Genomic DNA, 25,138 nt, shown 5'->3' with positions numbered 1-25,138 from the left:
CTCAGGCGCTCCCCGCGTCGGTGCTCCGCCCCTTCGCGGGCTCGGTCACCCAGCGCGGTTTCCGCCGCTCGAGGAAGGCGCGCATCCCCTCCTGCCCCTCCTCGCCGCAGCGAAGGCGCGCGATCAGCTCCGTGGTCACGCTGGCCGCCTCGCTCGTGCCGAGCTCGCGCACCCGGCCGAAGAGCACCTTCACCGCCGCGAGTGCGTTTGGCCCCCCCTGCGTGATCGCCGCGCACCAGCCGTCCACCGCGCCGTCCAGGTCCGTGGAGACGGCGTTCACAAGTCCCATCCGCTGCGCCCGCTCGGCGTCGAAGCGCTCCCCGGTGAGCGCCGCGCGGAGCAGCTCGTGCGGCTGCACGCGCCGCGCGAGGTAAGGAAAGATCATCGCGGGCGCCAGGCCAAGCCGCACTTCCGTCAGGCCGAACTGCGCCTCGGGGGCCGCGACGGCCAGGTCGCACGCCCCCACCAGCCCCATCCCCCCGCCGAGCGCCGAACCGTGCACGCGCGCGATCACCGGCACCGGCGCGTTCGCGATCGCCTCCAGCAGGTCCACGAGCCGGCCCGCGTCGGCGCGGTTCTGCTCGACCGACGCCTCGGCCAGGCTTCGCATCCACTCCAGGTCGGCCCCCGCGCAGAAGGACTTCCCCGCCCCGGCGAGCACCACGCAGCGTACCGAGGGGTCCTCGCCGAGGGCCCCGAAGGTTTCCGCGAGCTCGTCGATGAAAGCGTCGTTGAGCGCGTTGTGCAGCTCCGGCCGGTCGAGCGTGACGGTCAGACGCTCTCCCGAGCGTTCCGTGCGTACGTGGCGCTGTGGCATCGGCGATTCCTCTACATGCGAAAGACGCCCGGCCGCATCCCTTCCATCGGAGCGTTCAGGGAGGCCGAGATCGCCAGGCCGAGCACGTCACGGGTCTGGGCCAGCTCCACGATGCCGTCGTCCCAGAGCCGTGCCGTGCTGTAATAGGGGTTCCCTTCGCTTTCGTACTTCTCGAGGATCGGCCCGGCGATCCCCCGCTCCTCCTCCGGGGAGAGAGCGCTCCCTTCGCGAGCGAGCTGGTCCCGCTTCACGGTCGTCAGCACCCCCGCGGCCTGCTCGGCCCCCATCACGCTGATGCGCGCGTTCGGCCACATGAAGAGGAAGCGCGGGTCGTAGGCCCGGCCGCACATGGCGTAGTTGCCGGCGCCGAAGGAGCCCCCCACGATCACGGTGAAGCGCGGCACGCCGCAGGTGGAGACGGCGTGGACCATCTTCGCCCCGGCACGGGCGATCCCTGCCGCCTCGTATTGCTTCCCCACGATGAACCCGGTGATGTTCTGCAGGAAAATGAGCGGGATCTTGCGCTGTCCGCAGAGCTCGACGAAGTGCGCCCCCTTCTCGGCGCTCTCGACGAAGAAGACCCCGTTGTTCGCCACGATCCCGACCAGCATGCCGTGCAGGCGGGCGAAGCCGCAGACCAGCGTCGTGCCGTAGAGCGCCTTGAACTCGGCGAAGCAGCTCCCGTCCACCAGCCGGGCGATGACCTCGCGCACGTCGTAGGCCTGGCGCGGATCGCGAGGGATCACCCCGTAGAGCTCCGCCGGGTCGTACGCCGGGTCCTCGGGGGCCACCACGTCCAGCTCGACGCGCTTGGTGCGATTCAGCGTCCCCACCACGTCCCGCAGGATCTGGATCGCCTCGCGATCGTCGTGCGCGTAATGGTCCACGACTCCGGACCTGCGCGCGTGGACGTCCGCGCCCCCCAGCTCCTCGGCGGTCACGTCCTCTCCCGTGGCCGCCTTCACCAAAGGCGGCCCCCCGAGGAAGATCGTGCCGCTCCCCTTGACGATCACCGCCTCGTCGCTCATCGCCGGGACGTAGGCGCCCCCCGCCGTGCACGAACCGAGCACGGCAGCGACCTGGGGCAGCCCGGCCGCCGAGAGCCGCGCCTGGTTGTAGAAGATGCGCCCGAAGTGCTCGCGGTCGGGGAAGACCTCGGCCTGGAGCGGCAGGAAGGCCCCGCCCGAGTCCACGAGGTACGCGCAAGGCAGGCGGTTCGCGAGAGCGATCTCCTGCGCGCGCACGTGCTTCTTCACCGTCAGCGGGTGGTAGGACCCGCCCTTCACCGTCGGGTCGTTGGCCACGATCACGAGTTCGCGTCCCATCACGCGCCCGATCCCCGTGATCACGCCGGCCGAGGGCACGTGCCCGTCGTACATCTCCCAGGCGGCGAGCGCCGAGAGCTCGAGGAAGGGGGACCCCTCGTCGAGCAGCGCCTCCACGCGCTCCCGCACCGGGAGCTTGCCGAGGTCGCGCTGCCGGCGCTGGGCCCGCTCTCCTCCGCCGAGGCGGACCTGCGCGAGCCGCTCCTTGAGCTGGGAGGCGAGCGCCAGGTGATGCTCCCTGTTCTCCGCGTACTCGCTGGTCGTGGTCCGAAGCTGAGACTCGAGTCGGTGCATGGCGTCGCGTATGCTAGGGCCCAACCCCTCCGCTGTAAACGTGGGAGTGCGCCGAGCTTCGCCGCCCCACAGCGCAACCCCGGGGGCCCCAGGGCGGTCGAGTTCTCGGAGATGGGGGTATGGAGGGGGCGGTGCGCTCGGGTGAGCCGGAGAAGGAGTGAAGCTCCCCGGGCGCAGCAGCGCGGCGAAGGCCTTTGCATCGATCCCTGCCGCACACCACCGCTATCACCCCGTGGTTCCCTCGAGCCCTCGCGCGCGGTCCACCCGCCCCGCTGCCGGCTCATGCAAGCGGCGGCGTCCGCCAGGGCCCGCGTCACGAGCGCCCTAGGCCCTCCCCGGGTTCTTCCATCCGCAGAACTCGATTGCCCTGCCGGGGGCCCCACCCCCCCTGTCCAAGAACCCGACCGATATGCTATCGAGAGGCCGATTTCACCCGGTGAGGACCGTTCCATGCCTGCCACGTCAGCAAGCGCCGCACTCTGCCTGCGGGTCGCCTTCTGCGCTGCCCTGCTCGGAGCGGGGTGCTCCTCCACCACCCCCCCCACCAGCGACGGCCAACTCGGCGACGGCGGCCTGGCTCTCGAAGGGGGAGCCGGCGATAGCGCTGCGACGGACGCCACGCGCCCGCCCGACCACCGCTCCTCGGACGCGCTCCTCTGCGGCGCCGCGCCGTGCGACGACGGCCTTTCGTGCACCGACGACGTCTGCGACCAGGGGAGCTGCAAGCACCCGCTCAAGGCGGGTTTCTGCCTGATCGACGGCGCCTGCCACGCCGCCGGCTCCGGGCCGAGCGGAAGCTGCAGACGGTGCGAGCCGAAGTCCTCGACCGTCGCCTGGGCCGAGGACGCAGCATTCTGCCCCGACGACGGCGTGAGCTGCACCGAAGCCACCTGCACCGCGGGACAGTGCGGCGTCCGGCTACGTCCCGGCTTCTGCCTCGTGGGGGGCGTCTGCATCAAGGACGGCGAGCGGGACCCCGCCAACGAGTGTCAGTTCTGCGACGTCGGCACGGCCACAAGCAGCCTGCAGGTGGCCAAGGACGGCACGGCTTGCGCCGCCGACGCACTGGGCTGCACCGACGACGTCTGCTCCGCGGGGAAGTGCCAGCACCCGCTCCAGAGGACAGCGTGCCTCATCGACGGGGCCTGCTATGCGCAGGGCGAGGTCAACCCGTTGTCGGACTGCCAGGGCTGCGACGCGCGAGCGAGCCAGACCGCGTGGAGTCTGCGCCCCAACGGCGGAGCCTGCACCGACGACGGCCGGGCCTGCACCGACGACGTTTGCCAGACAGGGAGCTGCACGCACCCCGTGGCTGCGGGGAGCTGCTTGATAGGCGGCAGCTGCTTCAAGAACGGCGACACGAACCCTGCCGCCGAGTGCCAGCGCTGCGACCCCGGGCAGGCGGCGACCGCCTGGAGCCGGAAGGCCGACGGCACGGCGTGCACGGCGGACGCGCTCACCTGCACGGACGACGTCTGCGGCGCGGGGTCGTGCACGCACCCGCTCCGGGCCGCTCAATGCCTGATCGGTGGGGCCTGCTACGCCGCCGACACCCCGCAGCCCGGGGTCGACTGCCGCTCCTGCCGCCCGGCTCTCTCGACGAACGCGTGGTCCTCGGCGCAGGACGGCGCCGCCTGCTCCGCGGATGGACTCACCTGCACCGACGACCGCTGCACCGCGGGGAGCTGCGTGCACCCCCTGCGGAGCGGCAATTGCCTGATCGGCGGGACCTGCTACGCCGAGGAGGTGCCCGTGGCGGGTAACGCGTGCACGCTCTGCGTCCCCGCTCAGAGCACCACCGCCAGCACCTTCGTGGAAGGGATGCAGTGCAGCGACGGCGATAGCCTCACCTCGCTCGACATGTGCCTCGCCGGCAGCTGCCGCGGCCTGCGAGCCTTCCAGTGGGAGTGGTATTCGAGCGACACGGCGACCAGCCTCTCCCGCGTCGGGGTTTTGCCCGGCGGAACCACCTGGGTCGTCGGCCGCTACGCGGACGGCGCGGTGACCCGCGGGATGCTCGGGCGCCTGAACCGCGCGGCCACCCCGAGCGCGCTGATCGACGCCGCGGCCCCCCTCTCCGGAGTCCATCACCGCACGGCGGTGGGTGACTCCGGCCAGGTCTTCTTCCACAACGGAAGCACCTGGAACGCAGCGGGCGGGGCGAGCTCGCACCTCGGCGCCGCCCGGGTGAACGCGGTCTGGGGCGCCTCCGTGGGCGGGACCGAGACCTTCTACCTCGCCGCCGACGGAGGGCGCATCGCGCGCTGCACCACCCCGGACAACGGGCTGAGCTTCACCTGTGCGGACGGCACGGGGATGAGCGGTGCTGCGAATCTGGTCGGCGTCTTCGGCACCCTCTCGGGAAGCACGCAGGGCCCCCTCTGGGCGATTCGGGGAAACACCTACGAGGACATCTACCACCAGACCGGCGTGGGCGCGGCGTGGGGGCTCTCCCCGCCGGGGGGCTGCTCCGACGCCTCGGGCACCCCCTGCAGCAACACCTCCGGCCGGCTACTCGACCTCTGGGCGGGGGGGGCCAACGAGGCCTGGGTCGTCGGAGAGCAGGGGCTCGTCCTGCGCTACGACGGCAGCGGATGGACCCGCGTCTCCATCCCGTCCCTCGCCAACCCGGGACAGTCGAGCTACACCTTTCGCGGCGTCTACGGCCACGGAGACCTCCGGATCCTCGTCGGCGAGCGCGACGACAACGGCCAGTACCTCGACCTGGTCGCCGTGGCCTACAACCACAAGCTCGCGCGCTGGTTCCCACCGCGGGTGGCCCTCTACACGACGTACGCGGACCCGAACAAGGCCAGCTATCGCTTCAACGACGTGGGCGGACCTTCCCTGAGCGAACTCTACGTCGTGGGAAGCATCTGGAGCAGCTCCGCGGCCGAGCAGCGGGCCCTCTTCCTCGCTATGCCGTAAAAAATAGGCCGCTAACCGGGCGGGGTGCGCGCCTGGTCACGACGCGCATAGTGTTTGTCGATCCAGTCCCGATAGGCACCCGAGGTCACGTGGGCGCACCAGTCGGGGTGGTCCAGGTACCACCGGACCGTCTTCTCGATCCCCGTGGCGAAGGTCTCTCGCGGTCGCCACCCGAGCTCGCCCCGCAGCCGCGCATCGTCGATCGCGTAGCGGAAGTCGTGCCCCGGACGATCCGTGACGAACCGGATGAGCTCGGCGTAGCTCCCCACTCCGAGCCCCCGGCTCGACGGAGGAACGAGTCGGTCCAGGTGCGCGCAGATCGTCTCCACGACCTCGAGGTTCCGCCGCTCCTCGCCTCCCCCTACGTTGTAAGTGCGTCCGGGGGCTCCCCGCTCGAGCACCGTCCAGAGCGCGCGGCAGTGATCCTCCACGTAGATCCAGTCGCGGACGTTCTGCCCCCGCCCATAGACCGGCAGCGCCTCACCGGAGAGGGCGCGGGTGATGATCAGCGGAATGAGCTTTTCGGGAAACTGATACGGGCCGTAGTTGTTGGAGCAGTTCGTGACCAGCGCCGGAAGACCGTAGGTCCGCTGATAGGCGCGTACGAGGTGGTCGGCCCCGGCCTTGCTAGCCGCATAGGGGGAGCTCGGGTCGTACCGCGTCTCCTCGGAAAACCGCCCCTCCTCGCCGAGCGACCCGTAGACCTCGTCGGTCGAGACCCCCACGAAGCGAAAGCGCTCCGCCTCCGCCGAGGTCACACCCCCCAGGTGCCGGCGCACCGCCTCCAGCAGGGTGTAGGTACCGAGCAGGTTGGTCTCGATGAAGGCGCCGGGGGCGTCGATGGATCGATCGACGTGCGATTCGGCGGCCAGGTGTAGCACCGCCCGCGGTCGAAACTCGTCGAAGACGTGCCGCACGAGCTCCGCGTCGGCCACGTCGCCGCGCACGAAGGCGTGGCGAGGTTCCCCCTCCAGGTCGGCCAGCGACTCCAGATTGCCCGCGTAGGTGAGTTTGTCGAGGTTGACGACGCGCACCCCGCACTCGCGTACGAGGAGGCGGACGAGGTTTCCACCGATGAAGCCGGCGCCGCCCGTGACCAGCACGCACGCGTCGTCCGCTGCCCCCTTCGCGGCGAAACCGTCGGTGGAATCGCTCTCGGCCCCGGGATCGGTCATCGCGGCTTCGCCTTGCAAAGCTGCCGCAGGTACTCGCCGTAGCTCCCGCCGGAGAACGCGCGCGCCAGCCGCTCGAGCTGTTCGAGGTCGATGAAGCCCATGCGGTAGGCCACCTCCTCGACGCAGGCGACCATCAGCCCCTGGCGGTTTTGGACCGTCTCGATGAAGGCGGCGGCCTGGTGCAACGCCTCGTGCGTCCCCGTGTCGAGCCAGGCCGTTCCCCGGCCGAGCTCCACCGCGCGCAGCGCCCCCTGGCGCAGGTACCATCGGTTGACGTCAGTGATCTCGAGCTCCCCTCGGGCCGAAGGCGTGAGCCCGCGCGCCACCTCGACCGCGCGCTGGTCGTAGAAGTAGAGCCCCACCACGGCCAGATTGGACTTCGGCTCGCGTGGTTTCTCCTCGAGATCGACGACGTTTCCGCTCGCATCCAGCTCGGCGACGCCGTAGCGCTCGGGGTCTCGCACCCGATAGCAGAAGATCGTCGCGCCCTGGTTCTCCCGCGCCGCCGCGGCCAGGCTCGTACCGAGGCCGTGCCCAAAGAAGAGATTGTCCCCGAGGGCCAGCGCCACGGGGGAGCCGGCCAGGAAGGCCTCGCCGAGGAGCAGCCCCTGCGCCAGCCCCTCGGGCCGCGGCTGTTCGACGTAGGAGAGCGCGAGGCCCAGGCGCTCCCCGTCCCCCAGGAGCTCGCGATACGAGGGCAGGTCTCGAGGCGTGGAGATGATCAGCACCTCTCGCACCCCCGCCATCATCAGGGTGGAGAGCGGGTAGTAGACCATCGGCTTGTCGTAGACCGGCAGGAGCTGCTTGGAGACCGCATAGGTACTCGGGTAGAGACGGGTCCCCGAACCGCCCGCGAGGATGATGCCCTTCACGCGTGTCCTCCAGTAGGAAGCCCCAGGCTGGCGGAGGACGGGAGGTCCCCCTCGGCCAGCTCCGCGAGCCGCGGCAATGCCCGATCGCGCGCCGAAACCGCCGGGCGCTCGATGGGCCACTCGATCCCGAGGTCGGGATCGTCCCAGGCGACCCCGCGTTCGTCGGCGGGCGAATAGTACGCAGAACACTTGTACTCGAGGTCCGCCTCGGTGAGCGCGCAGAAGCCGTGCGCGAAGCCCGCGGGGATGAAGAGGCTCGCTGCCTCGTCGGCGCTCAGCACGACCCCGACCCATCGCTTGAAGGTCGGCGAGCCCCGTCGAAGATCCACTGCGACGTCGAAGACGCGGCCACGGGTGACGCGCACCAGCTTGTCCTGCGCCGCCGCGCCCCGCTGGAAGTGGAGCCCCCGCAGCACTCCGGCGTGCGAGCGGGAGCAATTGTCCTGCACGAAGGAGCTGGCGATCCCGGCCCGGCGATACCTCTCCGCCACGTAGCTCTCCAGGAAGTAGCCGCGCTCGTCGTGAAAGACCCGGGTGGGCACGAGCAGCACCTCGGGGATCTCGGTCGGGATCGGCTTCATCGTCTGGTCCGGGCTACGCGGGAATCGGAGGCCGGCCTGGGCCCCGCGACGCCGGACAATAGCAGCTTCCGGGCACTCAACGGCAGCGGGTAGCCCGGAAGGGGGCCCGCACTCGAGCGGGGGCATGTGGTGCGGAGCCCACACTCCGGGGCCCGCTCCCCCAGGCCCAGCAGACTAAGCTGGCGGAATCACGCCGGGCACCCCTCGGCGCGCCCCTTGCTCTATTCGGCCGCCATGACGCTGCGTCGCGGGCTGGTCCTCTCCTGCTTCGCCCTCCTCGGCTGCGAGGGATCGAGCGAGCTCGGCCTGCGCCTCTGGGAGGCGCCGATCGTGAACGGCCAGACCTACGGCGGACACCCGTCGGTGGGCCTGCTCCGCATCGGCGCCCAGAGCATCTGCACTGCCACCCTGGTGGGCAAGAAGACCGTCCTCACGGCCGGCCACTGCGTCGTCGTCGGGGCTCCCGCTTCCGCCTACGTGCTGGAGCTGGGTGGCCAGCGCTACCCGGCCGCCAGTGTCGTGCGGCACCCGGAGTTCAGCCAGAACAGCAAGACGAGCCCCCCGCAGAAGGACCTCACCGTGGTCCTCCTCGCCAGCGCGCCGCCAGTCACCCCCTCGGCCATCAGCGCGGTGGCCCCTGCCGTGGGGCTCGAGCTCACGCTCGTGGGCTTCGGCGTGATTGCAGAGCCTCCCGCCGGGCAGCAGGGAGAGGGCGCGGGCACGAAGCGCATGGCCAGAAACAAGATCGCCAGCGTCACCGAGACGGAGGTCGTGTTTGTCGGCTCGACGGGCGCCGTCGGCAACACCTGCTACGGAGACTCGGGGGGCCCCGCCTTCGCCACGATCAACGGCCAGGAGGTTCAGGTGGGCGTCACCTCCTGGGGGAAGGCCCCCTGCGGCACCGAGGCCCACGACGCCCGGGTAGACCGCTATGTCGACTGGATCAGCCAGACCGCCGGCGGCGACGTTGTGACGGGGGGTGCGGCGCCTGTGGCCGACACGCAGCCCCCGAAGGTGAGCATCCTCTCGCCCGGCACTGGAGCTGCCACCTCGGCCACCGTGACGGTGAAGGCCGAGGTCACCGACAACGTCGGCGTGGCGAAGGTGGAGCTCTATCTGAACGATCGCTTGAAGCAGACGCTGAACGCCGGCCCCTTCGAATTCCAGCTGAGCCTCGGCGCGGGGGCCAACAACGTGAAGGTCGTGGGCCACGACGCGGCGGGCAACAAGGGCGAAGCCTCGATCCTTCTCGAGCTCGCCGCCGGGCCGACGCCCGGGACGGGGCCTGGGACCGACCCCAAGACCGCGGAGCCGCCCAAGCCCGGCGAGTACGGAGCGACCTGCAAGGACCCCGGAGAGTGCAAGAGCGGCCTCTGCGCCGAGGACCCGGCGGCCGCCGGCAAGTACTGCACCGACCGCTGCACCCCCGGCACCGCGACGGGCTGCCCCGGCCAGGCCGAGTGTCTTGCGACCGCGAAGGGGGACGAGCACGTCTGCAGTGCGCCGCCGGCCGGTCAGAGCGCCCAGTCGGGAGGGCTCACGGCTGGCCGGCTCTTCGGCGGGTGCGCCGTGGCTGACGGGGCGGGGTCACCCGGGGCGCAAGATCTCGCCGGTTGGCTCGTCCTCGGGCTCGGGCTCGGGTTCCGCCGGCTCCGTCGCCGCCGCAGCTAGGTCCGCCAGCCCGTCCTCGGCCCCGTCGCCGTCGTTCGCCAGGTAGACCACCGCCACGGTGATGTTGTCGTCTCCGCCGGCCTGGTTGGCCTTCCCCACCAGCACCGTCGGCACCTCGGCGAAGTACCAGCGGTTGAGCAGCTCGCGCAGCTCGTCAGCGTCGAGATAGTTCGACAGCCCGTCGGAGCAGAGGAGAAAGCAGTCGCCCGGCAGGACGGGCAGCACCTCCAGATCCACCATCACCTCCCGCTCGAACCCCACGGAGCGCGTGACGATGTGTCGGAGCGCGCTCTCCTGCGCCTCGGCCGGGGTCATGAGCCCCGCGCGCACCTGCTCTTCGATCCAGGAGTGGTCCACCGTGACCTGCACCAGGCGGTTGTCCCGCAGCAGGTAGGCGCGGCTGTCGCCGACGTGTCCGAAGTAGGCGCGCCCGCGACGGATCAGGAGCGACGTGAGCGTGGTCCCCATTCCGGCCAGGTCGGCGTCCTCCGCCGCGCGGTCGTAGATCTCCTGGCCCGCCTTCTGCGTGGCCGCGGAGAGCGCCTGCGCCACCGCGTCGCTCGCCCCGCCCCCGAAGCCCCGCTCGTCGGCAGGCATCGACGCGCGCAGCTCCCGCTCGAGAACCTCCACGGCCATGCGGCTGGCCTGGTCGCCCCCCATGTGGCCCCCCATGCCGTCGGCCACGGCGAAGAGCCCCAGCTCCGGACGCAAGAGCAGCGCGTCCTCGTTGTGGTCTCGCTTCATCCCGACGTCGGTGAGCCCCCAGACGCAAAGCCTCATCGCCGCGCCCCACCTCCCGGCGCCCTTCGAGCGCACCGGGCCTCAGGCATTGGACGCCGTCCGCTCCGTGTGGTCCTTCCCGTCGAAGCGGAGGAGCTTGCCCGTCTCCTCGAATTGCGTGAGCAGGCAGACCGGCCGCCGCCAGATCCGATAGAGGTTGCTCAGCGTGTCTCGCGCCCAGTCGATGCGGAGGTCCGTCCCCTCGTGGCGGTGGCGGATCAGCAGCTCGCCGCGGTTCTCGAAGTTACCGTCCTCGACGAAGACGAAGGGGTTGCCGAAGTTGGTCAGCATCCCGAGGAGCTTCTGCTTGATCTCGCGGTACTCGCGGCTCTGGATCTCCCACTGCGTGTTCCGCTCGTTCCAGCCGTACGAGTAGAAGAGCTGTTCCCGGCAGAACTCCTCGGTGAAGAACTCGTCGATGAAGGTCACGTCGTTGTAGATGGCCCGGACCTGGAAGATCTTCTCCTTGCCGAGGCCGAGCTGGCGATCCCACGCACGCTTGGCCGCCAGGTCGTCGCACTCCTCCCACTCCTTGCCGAAGCGCCCCATGTTCCAGCGCTCTTCGATGTGTCGGAAGAGCTCGACCCCGATCTTGTAGGGATTGAGCGTGCGCCCGCCGGCAAGCACCGACGACGCCTGGTCGGCGTAGTCGATGATCTCCGCCGCGGTCAGCACCTTGCGCGTCATGATCTGGGAGTGCCAGTACGTGGCCCACCCCTCGTTCATGATCTTGGTCATCCCCTGCGGCGCGAAGTAGTAGGCCTCCTCGCGCACGATCTCGAGCACGTCGCGCTGCCACGGCTCGAGCGGAGCGTAGTCGAGCAGGAACTGGAGCACGTCGCGCTGCGGCTGGGCCGGGATCTTGGGCGGACGCTCCGGCTCGGGAGGCCGCTCGGGGAGCTGCTTCTCGAGCGCCTCGGGCGGGTTGATGAAGCGGTCCATGTACGACTTGGCCTTGAGCTTGATGACCTTCGGCTGCTCCGGCTCGACGGTCTCCTGCCCCTCCACCTTGCGGCGCTTGTCGGCCTCGCGCCGGATGAACATCGACATGGGGTCGATCAGGTTGTCCACCGACAGACAGACGTCGATGAAGCTCTCCACGCGCTCCACGCCGAACCGTTCCATGTGGCGCCTCACCCGCGTCGAGTGATTCGCCATCTCGTCGATCATCTTCCGGTTCGTCTTGGAGAAGTAATAGTTGTTCTTGAAGAAGTCGTTGTGCGCGCAGACGTGGGCCATCACCAGCTTCTGCTCGACCAGGCTGTTCCCCTCGAGCAGGTACGCGTAGCAGGGGTCGTTGTTGATGACCATCTCGTAGATCTTCTGCAGCCCGTACGCGTAGCCCTTCGAGAGGCGCTCGTAGTCCATGCCGAAGCGCCAGTGCGGGTAGCGGGTCGGGAAGCCCCCGTAGGCCGCGACCTCGTTCATCGTCTTGTAGTCGAGCAGCTCGTAGATCTGCTCGAAGGTGTCGAGGCCATACTCCCGCGCGTACCCCTCGATGTCGCGCTGGATGTCGTAGAGATAGGCCGGTAGCGGCGGCATGCTCACTTACCTCGCCCGAGGAAGGTCTTGATCGAGTCCACGATGGCCTCGCGCCCGGAGATCTCCGAGGTCACCACGCCGTCCGTCTCCTCGTCGAAATGCTCTCGCAGGTCCTTGATGAACTGACCGCTGCCGTAGGGGCTCTCGACCTGGCCGTAGCAGAACATGTTGGCCGCCGTCAGCACCTGTTCGCGCAGGATGCGGATGCAGAGCGCCGTGTCGTCCACCGACCAGTTGTCACCGTCGGAGAAGTGGAAGGGATAGATGTTCCACTCCAGCGGGCTGTACTCGTCTTCGATCATTCGGGCGCACAGCTTGTAGACGCTCGAGATCATCGTGCCGCCGCTCTCGCGCGTGCGGAAGAAGGTGTCCCGGTCCACTTCCTTCGCCGTGGCATCGTGGATCAGGTAGCGGGCCTCGATGCCGTCGTATTGCGAGCGAAGCCACGTATCGATCCAGAAGGATTCGATGCGCACGATCTCCTTCTGCTCGTCCCCCATCGACCCCGAGACGTCCATCATGTAGATGATGACGGCGTTCGTCTCGGGGAGCGGGTTGGTCTTCCACGAGCGGAAGCGCAGGTCGTCCCGCACGGGCACGATCACGGGATTCTTGGGGTCGTAGTTCCCCATGGCGATCTGCCGGCGGAGGGCGCGCTTGAAGGTGCGCTTGAAGTGCCGGAGCGACTCGGGACCCGTGCGGCGAATCGACGTGTACCGATCCTTGCGCGAGATGATCGCCTCTTTGCCCCGGGGCTCGATGCGCGGAAGCTCGAGCTCCTCGCCCAGGATCTCGGCGAGCTCCTCGAAGGTGACCTCCACCTCGACGCCGTGCTCGCCGGCCTGGTCCCCGGCCTTGCCCGAGCCCTGCTGGGGGTCCCCCTGCCCCAGCGGGTCCCCGACCTCGCCGTCCCCCTGCCCCACGCCCCCCGACTGCTTCGCGCCGAAGCGGAAGCGCGGGATCTCGATCTGCGGCAGGGGGATGTGGACCGTGTCCTTCCCCTGCCGCCCCACGAGGTCGCCCTTCGTGATGTACTTGCGCAGGTTCTGCTTGATCTTCCCGCGGACGATCCGACGGAACCGGCTGTGGTCTTGGTCGATCTTCTGGCTCACGACTTCACGTCACCACGCGCGAAGATCGAGGCCACGAAGCTGAGCACGTCGGTGGCGCAGATCTCGCAGTAGCCGTAGTTGCGAATCATGCGGTTCTTCACCACGTCGATCTTCTCCTGGGTGTCCTTGTCCACCACGGCGGAGACGAGCGAGGTGAGCTTGATCGAGTCCTTCTGGTCCTCGAAGAGCTTGAGCTCGAGCGCCTTGTGCAGCCGCTCGTTCGTGCGGTAGTCGAAGGTCTTGCCGTCGATCGCGAGGGCTCCGATGTAGTTCATGATCTCCCGGCGGAAGTCGTCCTTGCGGCTCTCGGGGATGTCGATCTTCTCCTCGATCGATCGCATCAGGCGCTCGTCGGGCTCCTCGTCCATGCCGGTGTACTTGTTCTTGACCTTCTCCTTCTGGGTGAAGGCCTTGACGTTGTCGATGTAGTTCGCGCAGAGCTTGGCCACCGCGTCCTCATCGGCCGAGATCGCGCGCTGCACCTCGTTCTTCACCACGTCTTCGTACTCTTGCTTGACCACGCCGAGGAGCTCGGTGAACCGCTTGCGCTGCTCCTCGCTGCTGATGAGGCTGTGCGAGCGCAGGCCGCTCTCGAGCTCGTTCAGCACCAGGAAGGGGTTGATGCACCCCTCCCCCTTCTCGCTCACGAGCGAGTTCGAGATCTTGTCCTGCACGTAGCGCGGCGAGACGCCGTCCATCCCCTCGCGCGTGGCCTCCTTGCGCAGCTCCTTGATGTTGTCCTGGGTGAAGCCGGGCAGCGTCTTGCCGTCGTAGAGCTTCAGCTTCTGCAGCAGCGTGAGGTTGTGCTTCTTCGGGTCCTCGAGGCGCGTCAGCACGGCCCACATCGCGCCCATCTCGAGCGTGTGCGGGGCGATGTGCTTCCCCTTGATCCGGTCGGGGTTGTAGTCCTTCTGGTAGATCTTCACCTCCTCGGAGAGCCGCGTGATGTAGGGGATGTCCACCTTGATCGTGCGGTCCCGGAAGGCCTCCATGAACTCGTTGTTCAGGAGCTTCTTGAACTCGGCCTCGTTGGTGTGTCCGAGGATGACCTCGTCGATGTCCGTCTGGGCGAACTTCTTGGGCTTGATCTTGTGCTCCTGCGTGGCGCCGAGGAGGTCGTAGAGGAAGGCCACGTCGAGCTTGAGGATCTCGATGAACTCGATCACCCCGCGGTTGGCGATGTTGAACTCGCCGTCGAAGTTGAACGCGCGCGGGTCGGACTCCGAGCCGTACTCGGCGATCTTGCGGTAGTTGATGTCGCCCGTGAGCTCGGTCGAGTCCTGGTTCTTCTCGTCCTTGGGCTGGAAGGTGCCGATGCCGACGCGATCCTGCTCGGAGAGCACGAGGCGTCGCACCTTCACGTGCTTGACCACGCGGGAGAAGTCGCCCTTGTAGCGGGAGAGCAGCTTGTTGAAGATGTAGCGGCAGGCCGGACACAGATCGCCGTCGACGTGAACCGGGTAGGTCGACTCCTTGAGGCCCATCCTGCTGATGGCCTGCGGGCGCCACGCGAGCGGAATCAGCTTCAGCGGCTCCTCGTGCATCGGACAGGGAAAGACCTCTTCCTCCTTGCCCGGGTCGGTCACCGCGTCTCCGGTCAGGTGCCAGCTGAAGGTGTAGACGGCACCGTCGGGGGTGCGCGAATACTCCTCGGTCCCGCGCTTGAGCAGCCGCGCGATGGTGGACTTGCTGCTCCCCACCGGACCGTGCAGGAGGATCACGCGCTTCTCCGTGCCGTAGCCGTGGGCCGCGCTGCGCAGGATGTTCACGAGCTTCATCAGCGGAATATCGAGCCCGTAGATGGCGTCCCGCCCGCCGTGGTGCTCGTCCCGGAAGAACGGATACCGGACAAGCTTCTTCTTGGCGTCCATGTACTCTTCGCGGCCGTACGACAGGATCATGTCGTAGAGCCGCTGGAAGGCCGAACGCGCCACCTGCGGGTTGTCGCGCACCACCTTCAGGTAGTCGTCGAAGGTCCCCTCCCAGTGCAGGTCGGCGTAGACGTTGTAGTCCTGGAGGCTGGCGATCTGCTGCACCAGCGAGCCGTGGTCATCCATTCGCATCGCTCCTTCAAAGACGCGGGCCCCACGCCGCGGGCGGTGGGCAGCAAACTTCGCGTTTTTAGAATGCACCGAAGGTAGCATGGCGGCCGTGGGCGCAGCAAGGAGCCCCCCGGGGGTGGGTGACCGTGGCTGGGCACGCCGCGTCCTGCATGGACAGGCCCACCGGCACGCTGCTAACGTGGCGCTCCGTCGGAGGACTCGGTGATGCGAACGAAGCGACTCGCTCTAGGGATCGGCATGGGACTGGCGCTCGTCGGTGCGAGCGCCTGCGGAGACAAGGGCCAATCGGGCGGCGACGGGGGGAACCGGGGGGATGGCTCGGGACAGGCGCCGGACGACCCGGTGGCCCGCGCCGCGGCGAAGGGCGCGTACCTCAAACGCATCGAGGCCTACTGCGCCCACGTCTTCAAGTGCTGCGGGGCGCCGGAGATCGACGTCGCGTTCAAGAAGCGGTTCACCGACCTCGCGGGCTGCAAGCAGTACTACGAGTTCCTCGAGCGAACCGGCATCGCGGCGATGGAGGAGGCGGCCGGGAGAGGCGCGCTGGGTGTCAACGCGGCGGGCCTCGAGAAGTGCACGAAGGCGTGGGCCGACATGGTCTGCGACATGCGCTACTTCCCGCCGACCGTGACGAGCACGATGCTTCCGAACACCTCGGGGCCGAAGGCCTGCCTGCTCGAACAGGTCTTCTCGGGCAAGACGCCGCAGGGCCGCATCTGCCACAACCAGTTCGAGTGCGCTCCCGGCAGCTCGTGCACCCTGGCCTCGTATACGGACCTCAAGCTCTGCCGCGCGCTCGGGAAGGACGGCGACCCCTGCGAGGTGTCGAGCAACTGCGAGACGGGGCTCGGCTGCTCCACCCCCAAGGCGGGGGGCGCCCCCACCTGCCGGCCCTACGCCAAGGACGGCCAGCCCTGCGCCGACACGAGCTGCGACCCCGAGGTGGTCGACCTTTTCTGCGACCGCGACACGACGCCGGATAATCCCGTGTGCGCCATGCGGCGACCCGTGGCTGGCCCCTGCACGCTCAACTCGCACTGCCTGACGGGGCTCTGGTGCGACACCCTCGCGGACCCCACCCACGGCCTGTGCGTCGAGAAGCGGAAGGTCGGCGAGGCATGCAAGTCGGGCAGCTCGGTCGAGACCTGCGTGGAGGGCCACTACTGCGACGCCGTCACGACCCCCGGCAAGGCCGTCTGCGCGGCGAAGAAGGCCGAAGGCGCCGATTGCACCGCCTCGTCGCAGTGCCTCTCGGAGTCCTGTTCGGTGACGACGAAGAAGTGCGTGCCGGCCACGGCGTCGACGCGCCCGACGTGCAAGGGAGCGACCCCACCCCCACCGCCGTAGACCAGGTCGGCTGGGCCGCGATCCCTCCCGCGGGACGTCGCCGCGCGCCCGCCGTCAGCCCCCCCATCAGCCCCCCCCGCCCCGCTGGTACCGATTGACCGCCGCCTCGTGCTCCGAGCGCGTGGCCGAGAAGTGGTGCGTCCCGTCGTTCTTCGAGACGAAGTAGAGGTAGCGGGACTTCTTGGGCGCGAAGACCGCCTCGAGCGCCGCACGGCCGGGGTTCGCGATCGGCCCCGGCGGCAGCCCGAGGTGCTTGTAGGTGTTGTAGACGTTCTCCTTGTCGTCGAGGTGGATGCGACGGATCCGCCCCTCGAACTTGCGACAGGCCTCGGACTTCTCGTCGGGCACCGTGCAGCCGTAGACGATCGTCGGATCGGTCTGCAGGAGCTTCGGCGAGAAGCCGGGGAGCGTGAGCCGGTTCAGGAAGACGCCCGCGATGAGGGGGCGCTCGCCCGCCTGGCCGGTCTCTTTCTCCACGATCGAGGCCATGATCACGATCTCGCGTTGGCCCCAGCCGAGCCGCTTGCGGAGCGCCTTGAGCTGCGCCGGGTGGGCGGCGCAAAGCTGGTAATAGACCCTCTTGTGGCGGGCGAAGAGCTTCTCCAGCACCTCGCGCGGCGGAGAGTGGGCCTTCATCTTGTAGGTGTCGGGGAAGAGGTAGCCCTCCATCGTGTCCCCGCTGATGCCGAGCCGCCGCAAGAGCTGCGGGTCGCGCATCTGACGGAGGAGCCCCTCCCTGGACGCGACCTGCGCGCGGTCGAGGAGCTCCGCCACCTCCAGCATGTTCTTCCCCTCGGGGATGAGCACCGTGACCTGCGGCGCCGCCACGCCGGTCACGAGCACCGAGAGGAGCTGGCGCGGCGTGATGGAGGTCGAGAGCTCGTAGTCCCCGTGTCGGATCTTCGAGGCCTGCCCCTTGTAGTTGGCGTAGAAGCGGAACGCCGCGGCAGAGGAGACGAGTCCCTGGTCCTGCAGGATCCGCACGACCTCGGGGAAGGCGAGCCCCTTGCCGATGGTGAACTTCACGCGCCGGCCGGGGGACTCGGCCGGTCGGTCCTGGAAGCGCAGGGCGTACCGGTAGGCCACGTAGGCTCCCACGGCGAGCAGAAGCGCCGTGAGGCCGAACACCAGCCAGGCCCGGCGCATGGCGCGCACGCTCACGCGGCGCCTCCCAGAGCGACCTGCCGGTCGAGGAAGAGCTGCAGCAGCAAGGTGGCCGCCACGTGGTCGATCACGGTCTTGCGGCGGCGGCGACTCAGATCCGCGTCGATGAGCACGCGCTCCGCGGCCACCGTAGTGAAACGCTCGTCTATGTAGTGGACGTGGCAGCCGAGGGAGCGCGCGAGCGAGCTGCCGAACTCGCGCACCCGCTTGGACGCCGCCCCCTCGCGCCCGTCGAGGCCGAGGGGAAGCCCGAGGACCAGCGCCCCCGCCTGCACCTCTGCGAAGGCCTGCCGGACGCTCTCCACGTCGTGCGCCCCCCCCTTGCGCGCGAGCGTACGAAGCGGCGTCGCGACGCGCCCCTCCTCGTCGGAGACGGCGAGTCCGATGGTCTTCGTCCCGACGTCCAGACCGAGGTGTCGCACCCGCGAAATCTGCCAGCCGCGATCCGCCCTGTCAACGTGGGGGCTCGTCGGTCGGGCCCGACGTCCGGGCCGCCCGCCGCCGCGCCCGCCACCTGAGGACGAGGAAGACCGCGACGCCCACCCCGAGCGCCCCCCAGGCGATGAGCGCGTAGCGCTGGAAGAGCAGCTTCAGGCGATCCCAGTTCGCCCCGACGGCGTAGCCCGCGCCGAGGATGAGGGCGTTCCACGCCGCTGCGCTGAGGAGCGAGTAGAAGAGGACCCAGCCCACCTTGAGGCGCGACATGCCGGCGGCGATGAAGATCACGGCGCGCGCGGCCGGGAGGAACCGGTTCAGCACGATGTAGAGCGCCCCGTGGCGCTCGAAGGCGAGCAGCACCTGATTGATGCGTCGCCTCACCGCCTCGCCCTTGAAGATGCGCCCCTCCACGTAGCGGCGCGAGATCCACACGCCGATGCCGTAGTCGAGGAGCGCGCCGACCCCCGAGCCGACCATCACCGACGCGTAGACCCAGGGCATGCTCCAGCCGTGCCGCACGACCAGGAAGGCCCCGAAGAGCGTCACCGTGTCACCGGGGAAGGGAGGGAAGACGTACTCGACGAGCGCCGACAGCCCGAGCAGCAGGAGCCCGAGCGGGTTGTTGTTGTGCGAGACGAAGCCTGTTATGGCTTCGGCGATGTCGTTCAGCATGGCACCCGGCGCGGGCGTCGCGGTCGTGGCGCCCGCGGGCCCCGTGGACCCGACCATCTACCGCGACGGCCTGCGCATCCTATCGGCTCGCTACCGGCTCGTCCACGCGTTCGAGCCCCCTTTCTCCCCGGGGGACGAGCTCCCCTACCTCGCCGGGGGTGACGCCGCCCGGTGCGCGGCGCTCCAGCAGGCGCTCGAGGACGAGCGGGTGGACGCGGTCTTCTGCGCCCGCGGCGGCTACGGTGCGATGCGGCTCCTTCAGCGCCTCGATCCGCGCGCGCTCTCGGCGCGGCGCGTACCGCTCGTGGGCTTCTCCGACGTGACCGCCCTGCACGCGTGGGCGAGCCGCGCGGGGATCCCGTCGGTCCACGGCCCGGTGGTGACGCAGCTCCCGCGGCTTCCGGAGGTTGAGGTCCTGCACCTCTTCGAGCTGCTCGAGGGGAAGCGCCTCCCCGAGCTGCGCGGGCTGACGCCGCTCCGGCCGGGCCGGGCCCGCGGCCCCCTGCGCGGCGGCAACCTGACGCTGCTCTCGCACCTGCTCGGCACCCCGTATTTCCCCGACCTCACCGGGGCGATCCTGCTGCTCGAGGACGTGGGCGAAGCGCCCTATCGCCTCGACCGGATGCTGACGCAGCTCCGGCTGGCAGGCGCCCTGTCGGGGGTGGCGGGCATCCTCCTCGGCGAGTTCACGGACTGCGACGAGCGTGCCGGGGGGTCGTCACCTCTCCTCTCCGCGGCGCGGGTGCTCGAGGAGCGGCTCGGGGAGCTCGAGGTCCCGGTCCTCGCGGGCGCCCCCGTGGGGCACGGGCGACACAACGAGGCGCTCCCTCTCGAGTACGTGGCGGAGCTCGACGCCGAACACGGGACCCTGCGCGTCCTCGGACCTCCGTAGCGTTCCGCAGGGGCGCCGCTACGGCTACCTCTTCTTCTTGCGGCGCGACCGCGTGCGACGCTTCTTCTGCGCCCGGTCGTCTTCCGTCTCACCGGCGGCGCCGCGCTCTCCCTCCGGCTCCCCCTCTTCCTCGTCACCGGCCTCGGCCACCCCCGGACCCTCGCTCTCCTCGGGGGGGAGGTCGGCTTCGACCTCGAAGATCTCCACCTCGCCCGGGTCGCTCGCGTGGGCGGCAGCCAGGATCGCCGGAATCGGAGCCATCTCCACCGTCGGCGCGCCGTGCCCGCGCAGGGTCTTGCTCTGCTGCCAGTCGGTGGCCACCGCCTGCTCGTCGAGCTCCGCCAGCTCCTCAGGGGAGGCCACCTCGGTGAGGGAGGTGTGCGCCGCGGTCGCGACGGCGGGCTCCGCGGGGGCTGGCGTGGAACTCGCCGAAGGAGGCAGAGGAGACGCCGCCGGGACGGGAAAAGGCTCCAGCTCCTCGACGAGCGCTCGCCAGGGCGAGAGCGCCTCCTCGAAGAGGAGGGTCATGCCCGGGAGCTCTCCCTCCGCGAGGCGTCCCTTCCGCGGCTGCTCCACGACGGCCCCCACGCGGGCCGTGCGCGCCGGCGCGTCACCGGCTGTCCCGGGGCGCAGCTCGAGCCGCGTCCCCACGGGGAGCGGACTCGCCGTGGGGAGGAAGGCCCGCTGCTCCGCATCCAGGCGCAGGCCGCTCCCGTCCAGAATGCGAATCCCACGATAGAGCACGTCGACCCGTACGAGCTGCATGGCTCACCCCGCTGTCAAAGCTCGATCTGTGTGCCGAGCTCCACCACCCGGCTCGGCGGGATCCCGAAGAAGGCCGTCGCCGGCCGCGCGTTCCGCGACAGGAAGCCGAAGAGCGCCTTGCGCCAGCGCCACAGCCCGGACTTGCCCGTGGTCAGCAGCGTCTCCCGGCCGAGGTAATAGCTCGTCTCCTTGGCCGCGCAGATGAGCCCCTTGGCCTGACACAGCCGGAGGATCTCTGGCACGTTCGGCACCTGCATGAAGCCGTAGGTGGCCACCACCTCGTAGAAGCCATCGCCACGGTCCGTGATCTGCACGCGGTCCGCGCGGCGAACCTGCGGGGTGCCGGCCGTCACGACGCTCAGGAGCACCACCTGCTCGTGCAGCACGCGGTTGTGCTTGAAGTGATGCAGGAGCACGGGGGGAATGACCGCGCGATTTCCCGTCATGAACACGGCGGTCCCCTTCACGCGCAGCGGCGCCTGCAAGGGAAGCTCCGCCATGAACTTCTCCACGGGGACGAAGGACGCGCGCAGGTGTTCCACGAGAGACGAGCGCCCGCGCTTCCAGGTGGTCATGACCACGAACAGACCCAGGCCCACTACGAGAGGGAACCAGCCCCCGTGCGCCACCTTGGTCAGGTTCGCCCCGAGAAAGGGCACCTCGACGGCCAAAAAGAGCGCCAGGAGCCCCGCGGCGCCGAGGACGTGCCAGCGCCACACCCCATGCGCGACGGCGAACATCAGGATGGTGGTGATGAGCATCGTCCCCATCACCGAGATACCGTACGCCGCGGCCAATGCGGACGAACTCTTGAAGTTGAGGACCAGCGCCACACAGGCCACGAGCAGCAGCGTGTTCACCTCCGGCACGTAGATCTGACCGCGGGCCTGGCTGGAGGTGTGCACGATGTTCAGGCGCGGCGAGTAGCCGAGCTGGATGGCCTGCTGCGCGATGGAGAAGGCTCCCGAGATGAGCGCTTGCGAGGCGATCACCGTGGCGATGGTCGCGATCCCCACCACGGGGTAGTGCAGCGCCGTCGGGGCGAGCGAGAAGAAGGGATGCGCCACCACCTCGGGGTCGGCGCCCCGAAGGAGCAGCAGGGCGCCCTGGCCGAAGTAGCTCAGCAGCAGGGCGGGAAAGACGACCACGAACCACGCCACGCGGATCGGTCGCGGACCGAAGTGGCCCATGTCGGCGTAGAGCGCCTCCGCCCCGGTGATGCAGAGCACGACGGACCCGAGGACCGCGGCGCCGTGCCACCCGTTGTGGACGAAGAAGCGCACCGCGTTGATGGGATTCACGGCGGTGAGGATGCCTGGCGCGCGCAGGATCCAGGGCAGGCCGAGCGCGGCGATGGTCACGAACCAGAGGAGCGTGGCGGGGCCGAAGACCGCCGCCACCCCGGCCGTGCCGCGCTTCTGCGAGACGAAGAGCAGCACCAGGATGGCCACGGTGACGGGCACCACGTAGGGCTTGAAGACCGGGGTCGCCACCTCGAGCCCTTCGACGGCCGAAAGCACCGAGATCGCCGGCGTGATCATGCCGTCGGCGAGCAGCAGCGCCGTGCCGAAGAGGGCCAGCAGCACGAGCGCCGCCGTGCCTCGGACGTGTTTTCGCCCCTCGGGGGACTCGGCGAGCAGGGCCAGCAGGGCCATGATGCCGCCCTCCCCGTGGTTGTCGGCCCGCATCACGAAGATGAGGTACTTCACGACCACCACCAGCACGAGCGACCAGAAGACGAGCGAGAGCACCCCGAGCACATTCACGGGGTCGAGCGTCACGGCGTGGGGGCCGTTGAAGCACTCCTTGAGCGCGTAGAGCGGCGAGGTCCCGATGTCCCCGTAAACCACGCCGAGCGCCCCCAGGGCCACCTTGAGCAGGTCGCGCGTGGACTTGATCTCCGGCGTATGTGCGGCTTCGTGCTGCATGGCAGCTCAGCGTTTCCAGTACCAGTAGAGCGGCAGGCCCACGGCCACGAGGAGCAGGCCGAAGAGAGCGTCTCGCGGGTTGCCGACCAGCGAGACCACGACGTACACCACGGCGAGGAGCACGAAGACCACCGGAACGACGGGATAGCCCCAGACCCGGTAGGGGCGCGGCAGGTCGGGGAAGCGCACGCGCGCCACGATCACGCCGAGCGCGCCGAGCGCGTAGAAGATCCAGCTCACGAAGATCAGCATGTCCGTGAGCTGATCGAAGGTGCCGGTGAAGACGAGCAGCGAGGCCCACGTCCCCTGGCAGACGAGCGAGATAGCGGGCGTGCGGAAGCGCGGGTGGAGCCGGCCGAGCGGGGCGAAAAAGAGGCCGTCGCGGGCCATCGCGAAGTAGACCCGCGCGCTCGACAGGACCGCGCCGTTGGCCGCCCCGAGGGTCGAGAGCAGGACGAGCGCCGACACGAACGCCCCACCGCCGGGGCCGATGGCCTCGCGCATCACGTCCGCGGCGACGAGCTTGGAGCCCGACATGCGGTCGAGCGGCAGCACGTAGAGGTAGGCCAGGTTCGTGAGCAGATAGACGCAGGCCACCACCAGCGTGCCGAGGAAGAGCGCACGAGGCACGGTGCGGCTGGGGTTTCGGACCTCGCCGGCGATGTAGGTCACGTTGTTCCAGCCGTCGAAGGCCCAGAACGCCCCGGAGAGCGCGAGGCCGATCGCGCTGACCAGCCCGCCCGCCCCCAGCGCCCCGACGGAAGGTGTCCCCGCGGGAGGGGTGAGGTGCCCGAAGCTCCCCGACCCGGCGGAAAACGAGAGCAGGATCACCGCGCCGATGGCGACGAGCTTGGCGGTCGTGAGGACGTTCTGCACCGCGCCGCCGGCGACCACCGCCGCGACGTTGATCCCCGTGAGCAGGGCGATGCCGCAGACGGTGAGCAGCTTCACGCCGATATCCGCGAAGGGGGTGATCTTGATGACCCCGAGCAGGGTCACCGAGACCTCCTCCCACTCCTTCGAGAGGCGGGGCAGCGGCACGAAGTAGCCGGCGTACTCGGAAAAGACGTAGGTGATGGACGCGATGGACCCGGTCTGGATCACGGCGAAGATGGCCCAGCCGTAGAGGTAGCCCACGAAGGGGCTGTAGATGCGGCGGAAGTAGACGTACTGGCCCCCCGCCTCGGGCATCATCCCCGACACCTCGGCGTTCGAGAGCGCGCCGAAGCAGGTGATGAGGCCCGCGGCGAGCCAGATGAGGAGGAGCAGCGTGGGCGAGGGAAGCTGCGCCGCCATCACGGCCGGCTTCTTGAAGATCCCCGAGCCGATCATCGACCCGATGACGACCATGGAGGCCGTGTAGAGCCCGAGACGGGCTACCAGCTCTACGCCGCGAGAGTCTTTCTTCTCAGCGTCCATGGCGTCCCAAGGTCGGCCCGCGGTGCACGGCCCAGGAATGACGACCCGAGGCCCGAGGCCACTCTAGCCCGAAGCACGCGTCACAATCCACTCCCGTCGCCGGCCTTGTGGCCCGGAGCCCTCGAGCGCGTTGACACGCTTCCCGGAGCAACGGTATGCAGGACGGCCTACTGCCGCGGACCCGAGCGCGATGCACGCCCTGCCCCTGATGATCGGCGCTCTCTGCGTGGTGGCGATCGCCTACCGCTACTACGCAGCCTTCATCGCGGCGAAGGTGCTCACGCTCGACGACCGCCGCGTCACGCCGGCCCATCGGCTGAACGACGGCCACAACTACGTGCCGACCAACAAGTGGGTCCTCTTCGGGCACCACTTCGCGGCCATCACCGGCGCGGGGCCGCTCGTGGGCCCCACCCTGGCGGCGCAGTTCGGCTACCTGCCCGGCTACCTGTGGATCCTCGTCGGCGTGGTCCTCGGCGGGGCGGTCCACGACTTCGTGATTCTCACCGCCTCGATGCGGCGCGACGGCAAGTCCCTCGCCGAGATCGTGCGCGCGGAGGTGGGGCGCGAGATGGGGTGGGTCGCGGGCTTCGCGATCCTCTTCATCGTGATGATCGCCATCGCGGCCATGGCGAAGGTGGTGGTGAACACGCTGGCCGAGAGCGCCTGGGGCACCTTCACGATCGGCGCGACGATCCCGATCGCGCTGCTCATGGGCCTCTACATGTACCGCTTCCGGAAGGGCAAGATCGGCGAGGCGTCGGCCCTGGGGGTGGTGGCGCTCCTCTTGGCCGTGGTCTTCGGCAAGACCGTCGCCGAATCCTCGGCGGGCTCCGCGTTTCTCCTCTCGCCGCACCAGCTCACCCTGACCATCGCCTTCTACGGCTTCATCGCCAGCGTGCTGCCGGTCTGGATGCTCCTCTGCCCGCGAGACTACCTCTCGTCGTACATGAAGATCGGCACCATCGGCTTGCTCATCGTGGGCATCATGGTGGTGAACCCCGAGCTGCGCATGCCCGCGCTCTCGCAATTCACGGGGGGCGGCCCCGTGGTGCCGGGGAAGATCTTTCCCTTCGTCTTCATCACCATCGCGTGCGGGGCGATCTCGGGCTTCCACGGCCTCATCGGCAGCGGAACCACCCCGAAGATGATCGACCGCGAGAGCCACGCGCGGATGATCGGCTACGGCGCGATGCTGATGGAGGGGATCGTGGGCGTCGTGGCCCTCATCGCCGCCAGCTCGCTCGCCCCCGGCGACTACTTCGCCGTCAACACCCCCGCGGACAAGTTCGCCGCGCTCGGCCTCACGCCGGAGAAGCTCCCCGAGCTCAGCCAGCAGATCGGAGAGGAGCT

General features: G+C 69.3%; 20 protein-coding genes. 5 read left to right on the top strand and 15 right to left on the bottom strand.

Annotation, left to right across the window (positions count from 1 at the left end):
* Position 1 precedes the first annotated feature (1 nt).
* The gene (locus IT371_07000; protein MCC6747389.1) at positions 2-817 is read right to left on the bottom strand and encodes an enoyl-CoA hydratase/isomerase family protein; all 816 of its coding nucleotides are present in this window, start codon (positions 815-817) and stop codon (positions 2-4) included.
* An 11-nt stretch (positions 818-828) separates the two neighbouring features.
* Complete coding sequence (locus IT371_06995; protein MCC6747388.1) at positions 829-2,436, bottom strand: methylcrotonoyl-CoA carboxylase; 1,608 nt, start codon at positions 2,434-2,436, stop codon at positions 829-831.
* Positions 2,437-2,886: 450 nt separating this feature from the next.
* Between IT371_06995 and IT371_06990 the strand changes: the two genes are divergently transcribed.
* Entirely contained in the window at positions 2,887-5,364 is a 2,478-nt protein-coding gene (locus IT371_06990; protein MCC6747387.1) for a hypothetical protein, read from the top strand.
* Between the two features lie 11 nt (positions 5,365-5,375).
* Here the strand turns inward: IT371_06990 and rfbB are convergent, their stop codons facing one another.
* Genes rfbB through rfbC form a run of 3 tightly spaced genes read right to left on the bottom strand, consistent with a single transcriptional unit; the run spans position 5,376 to position 7,992 of the window.
* Positions 5,376-6,539, bottom strand: a complete 1,164-nt coding sequence (gene rfbB / locus IT371_06985; GenBank protein MCC6747386.1) for a dTDP-glucose 4,6-dehydratase — start codon at positions 6,537-6,539, stop codon at positions 5,376-5,378.
* Positions 6,536-7,411, bottom strand: a complete 876-nt coding sequence (gene rfbA, locus IT371_06980) for a glucose-1-phosphate thymidylyltransferase RfbA (GenBank protein ID MCC6747385.1) — start codon at positions 7,409-7,411, stop codon at positions 6,536-6,538. Before rfbA ends, rfbB begins: the two co-directional genes overlap by 4 nt.
* Positions 7,408-7,992, bottom strand: coding sequence for a dTDP-4-dehydrorhamnose 3,5-epimerase (gene rfbC / locus IT371_06975; protein ID MCC6747384.1), 585 nt, complete (start codon positions 7,990-7,992; stop codon positions 7,408-7,410). The genes rfbA and rfbC overlap by 4 nt, the downstream gene beginning before the upstream one ends.
* Positions 7,993-8,226: 234 nt before the next feature.
* On the opposite strand from rfbC, the gene IT371_06970 reads away from it, so the two are divergent.
* Positions 8,227-9,663: a trypsin-like serine protease gene (locus IT371_06970; GenBank protein MCC6747383.1), complete on the top strand. Its 1,437-nt coding sequence runs from the start codon at positions 8,227-8,229 to the stop codon at positions 9,661-9,663.
* Here IT371_06970 and IT371_06965 read toward each other — a convergent pair.
* From IT371_06965 to IT371_06950, 4 genes are read right to left on the bottom strand one after another with little or no spacing between them, the layout of a single operon-like run.
* On the bottom strand, positions 9,580-10,443 hold the full coding sequence (locus IT371_06965) for a serine/threonine-protein phosphatase (protein ID MCC6747382.1): 864 nt from the start codon (positions 10,441-10,443) through the stop codon (positions 9,580-9,582). The two genes, IT371_06970 and IT371_06965, sit on opposite strands and share 84 nt — an antisense overlap.
* A gap of 42 nt (positions 10,444-10,485) precedes the next feature.
* Positions 10,486-11,985, bottom strand: coding sequence for a SpoVR family protein (locus tag IT371_06960; protein MCC6747381.1), 1,500 nt, complete (start codon positions 11,983-11,985; stop codon positions 10,486-10,488).
* A gap of 2 nt (positions 11,986-11,987) precedes the next feature.
* The gene (locus IT371_06955) at positions 11,988-13,097 is read right to left on the bottom strand and encodes a DUF444 family protein (GenBank protein MCC6747380.1); all 1,110 of its coding nucleotides are present in this window, start codon (positions 13,095-13,097) and stop codon (positions 11,988-11,990) included.
* Entirely contained in the window at positions 13,094-15,160 is a 2,067-nt protein-coding gene (locus IT371_06950; protein ID MCC6747379.1) for a serine protein kinase, read from the bottom strand. Before IT371_06950 ends, IT371_06955 begins: the two co-directional genes overlap by 4 nt.
* A 204-nt stretch (positions 15,161-15,364) precedes the next feature.
* Between IT371_06950 and IT371_06945 the strand changes: the two genes are divergently transcribed.
* Positions 15,365-16,507, top strand: a complete 1,143-nt coding sequence (locus IT371_06945) for a hypothetical protein (protein ID MCC6747378.1) — start codon at positions 15,365-15,367, stop codon at positions 16,505-16,507.
* A gap of 66 nt (positions 16,508-16,573) precedes the next feature.
* Here the strand turns inward: IT371_06945 and mltG are convergent, their stop codons facing one another.
* Genes mltG through IT371_06930 form a run of 3 tightly spaced genes read right to left on the bottom strand, consistent with a single transcriptional unit; the run spans position 16,574 to position 18,781 of the window.
* Positions 16,574-17,668 carry an endolytic transglycosylase MltG gene (gene mltG / locus IT371_06940; GenBank protein ID MCC6747377.1) on the bottom strand — a complete coding sequence of 365 codons (1,095 nt, stop codon included), beginning with the start codon at positions 17,666-17,668 and terminating at the stop codon, positions 16,574-16,576.
* Positions 17,665-18,093 carry a Holliday junction resolvase RuvX gene (gene ruvX, locus IT371_06935; GenBank protein ID MCC6747376.1) on the bottom strand — a complete coding sequence of 143 codons (429 nt, stop codon included), beginning with the start codon at positions 18,091-18,093 and terminating at the stop codon, positions 17,665-17,667. Before ruvX ends, mltG begins: the two co-directional genes overlap by 4 nt.
* Positions 18,094-18,124: 31 nt before the next feature.
* On the bottom strand, positions 18,125-18,781 hold the full coding sequence (locus tag IT371_06930; GenBank protein ID MCC6747375.1) for a DedA family protein: 657 nt from the start codon (positions 18,779-18,781) through the stop codon (positions 18,125-18,127).
* On the opposite strand from IT371_06930, the gene IT371_06925 reads away from it, so the two are divergent.
* Positions 18,768-19,673 (top strand): LD-carboxypeptidase, encoded by a 906-nt coding sequence (locus tag IT371_06925; protein ID MCC6747374.1) that lies wholly within the window; start codon positions 18,768-18,770, stop codon positions 19,671-19,673. The genes IT371_06930 and IT371_06925 overlap by 14 nt on opposite strands.
* Positions 19,674-19,697: 24 nt before the next feature.
* Here the strand turns inward: IT371_06925 and IT371_06920 are convergent, their stop codons facing one another.
* The 3 genes from IT371_06920 to IT371_06910 are packed head-to-tail and all read right to left on the bottom strand — an operon-like array spanning position 19,698 to position 23,785.
* Positions 19,698-20,438: a hypothetical protein gene (locus IT371_06920; protein MCC6747373.1), complete on the bottom strand. Its 741-nt coding sequence runs from the start codon at positions 20,436-20,438 to the stop codon at positions 19,698-19,700.
* 14 nt (positions 20,439-20,452) lie between these two features.
* Complete coding sequence (locus IT371_06915) at positions 20,453-22,366, bottom strand: potassium transporter Kup (GenBank protein MCC6747372.1); 1,914 nt, start codon at positions 22,364-22,366, stop codon at positions 20,453-20,455.
* Between the two features lie 6 nt (positions 22,367-22,372).
* Positions 22,373-23,785 carry an amino acid permease gene (locus IT371_06910; GenBank protein ID MCC6747371.1) on the bottom strand — a complete coding sequence of 471 codons (1,413 nt, stop codon included), beginning with the start codon at positions 23,783-23,785 and terminating at the stop codon, positions 22,373-22,375.
* Between the two features lie 190 nt (positions 23,786-23,975).
* On the opposite strand from IT371_06910, the gene IT371_06905 reads away from it, so the two are divergent.
* On the top strand, positions 23,976-25,138 hold a 1,163-nt coding region (locus tag IT371_06905; GenBank protein ID MCC6747370.1), incomplete at its 3' end, for a carbon starvation protein A.

Source organism: Deltaproteobacteria bacterium, from assembly GCA_020848905.1.
Lineage (GTDB): Bacteria > Myxococcota_A > Polyangia.
The sequence above is the reverse complement of the archived record's forward strand: the minus strand, read 5'-3'. Positions and strand labels throughout refer to the sequence as shown.

Coding starts and splice junctions, on each gene's coding strand:
- IT371_06960 (MCC6747381.1), bottom strand. CDS start 11,985: ATGCCGCCGCTACCGGCCTATCTCTACGACATCCAGCGCGACATCGAG.
- IT371_06920 (MCC6747373.1), bottom strand. CDS start 20,438: ATGCAGCTCGTACGGGTCGACGTGCTCTATCGTGGGATTCGCATTCTG.
- IT371_07000 (MCC6747389.1), bottom strand. CDS start 817: ATGCCACAGCGCCACGTACGCACGGAACGCTCGGGAGAGCGTCTGACC.
- rfbC (MCC6747384.1), bottom strand. CDS start 7,992: ATGAAGCCGATCCCGACCGAGATCCCCGAGGTGCTGCTCGTGCCCACC.
- IT371_06990 (MCC6747387.1), top strand. CDS start 2,887: ATGCCTGCCACGTCAGCAAGCGCCGCACTCTGCCTGCGGGTCGCCTTC.
- IT371_06915 (MCC6747372.1), bottom strand. CDS start 22,366: ATGCAGCACGAAGCCGCACATACGCCGGAGATCAAGTCCACGCGCGAC.
- IT371_06910 (MCC6747371.1), bottom strand. CDS start 23,785: ATGGACGCTGAGAAGAAAGACTCTCGCGGCGTAGAGCTGGTAGCCCGT.
- IT371_06945 (MCC6747378.1), top strand. CDS start 15,365: ATGCGAACGAAGCGACTCGCTCTAGGGATCGGCATGGGACTGGCGCTC.
- IT371_06970 (MCC6747383.1), top strand. CDS start 8,227: ATGACGCTGCGTCGCGGGCTGGTCCTCTCCTGCTTCGCCCTCCTCGGC.
- IT371_06925 (MCC6747374.1), top strand. CDS start 18,768: ATGTCGTTCAGCATGGCACCCGGCGCGGGCGTCGCGGTCGTGGCGCCC.
- IT371_06965 (MCC6747382.1), bottom strand. CDS start 10,443: ATGAGGCTTTGCGTCTGGGGGCTCACCGACGTCGGGATGAAGCGAGAC.
- IT371_06995 (MCC6747388.1), bottom strand. CDS start 2,436: ATGCACCGACTCGAGTCTCAGCTTCGGACCACGACCAGCGAGTACGCG.
- IT371_06930 (MCC6747375.1), bottom strand. CDS start 18,781: ATGCTGAACGACATCGCCGAAGCCATAACAGGCTTCGTCTCGCACAAC.
- rfbB (MCC6747386.1), bottom strand. CDS start 6,539: ATGACCGATCCCGGGGCCGAGAGCGATTCCACCGACGGTTTCGCCGCG.
- IT371_06950 (MCC6747379.1), bottom strand. CDS start 15,160: ATGCGAATGGATGACCACGGCTCGCTGGTGCAGCAGATCGCCAGCCTC.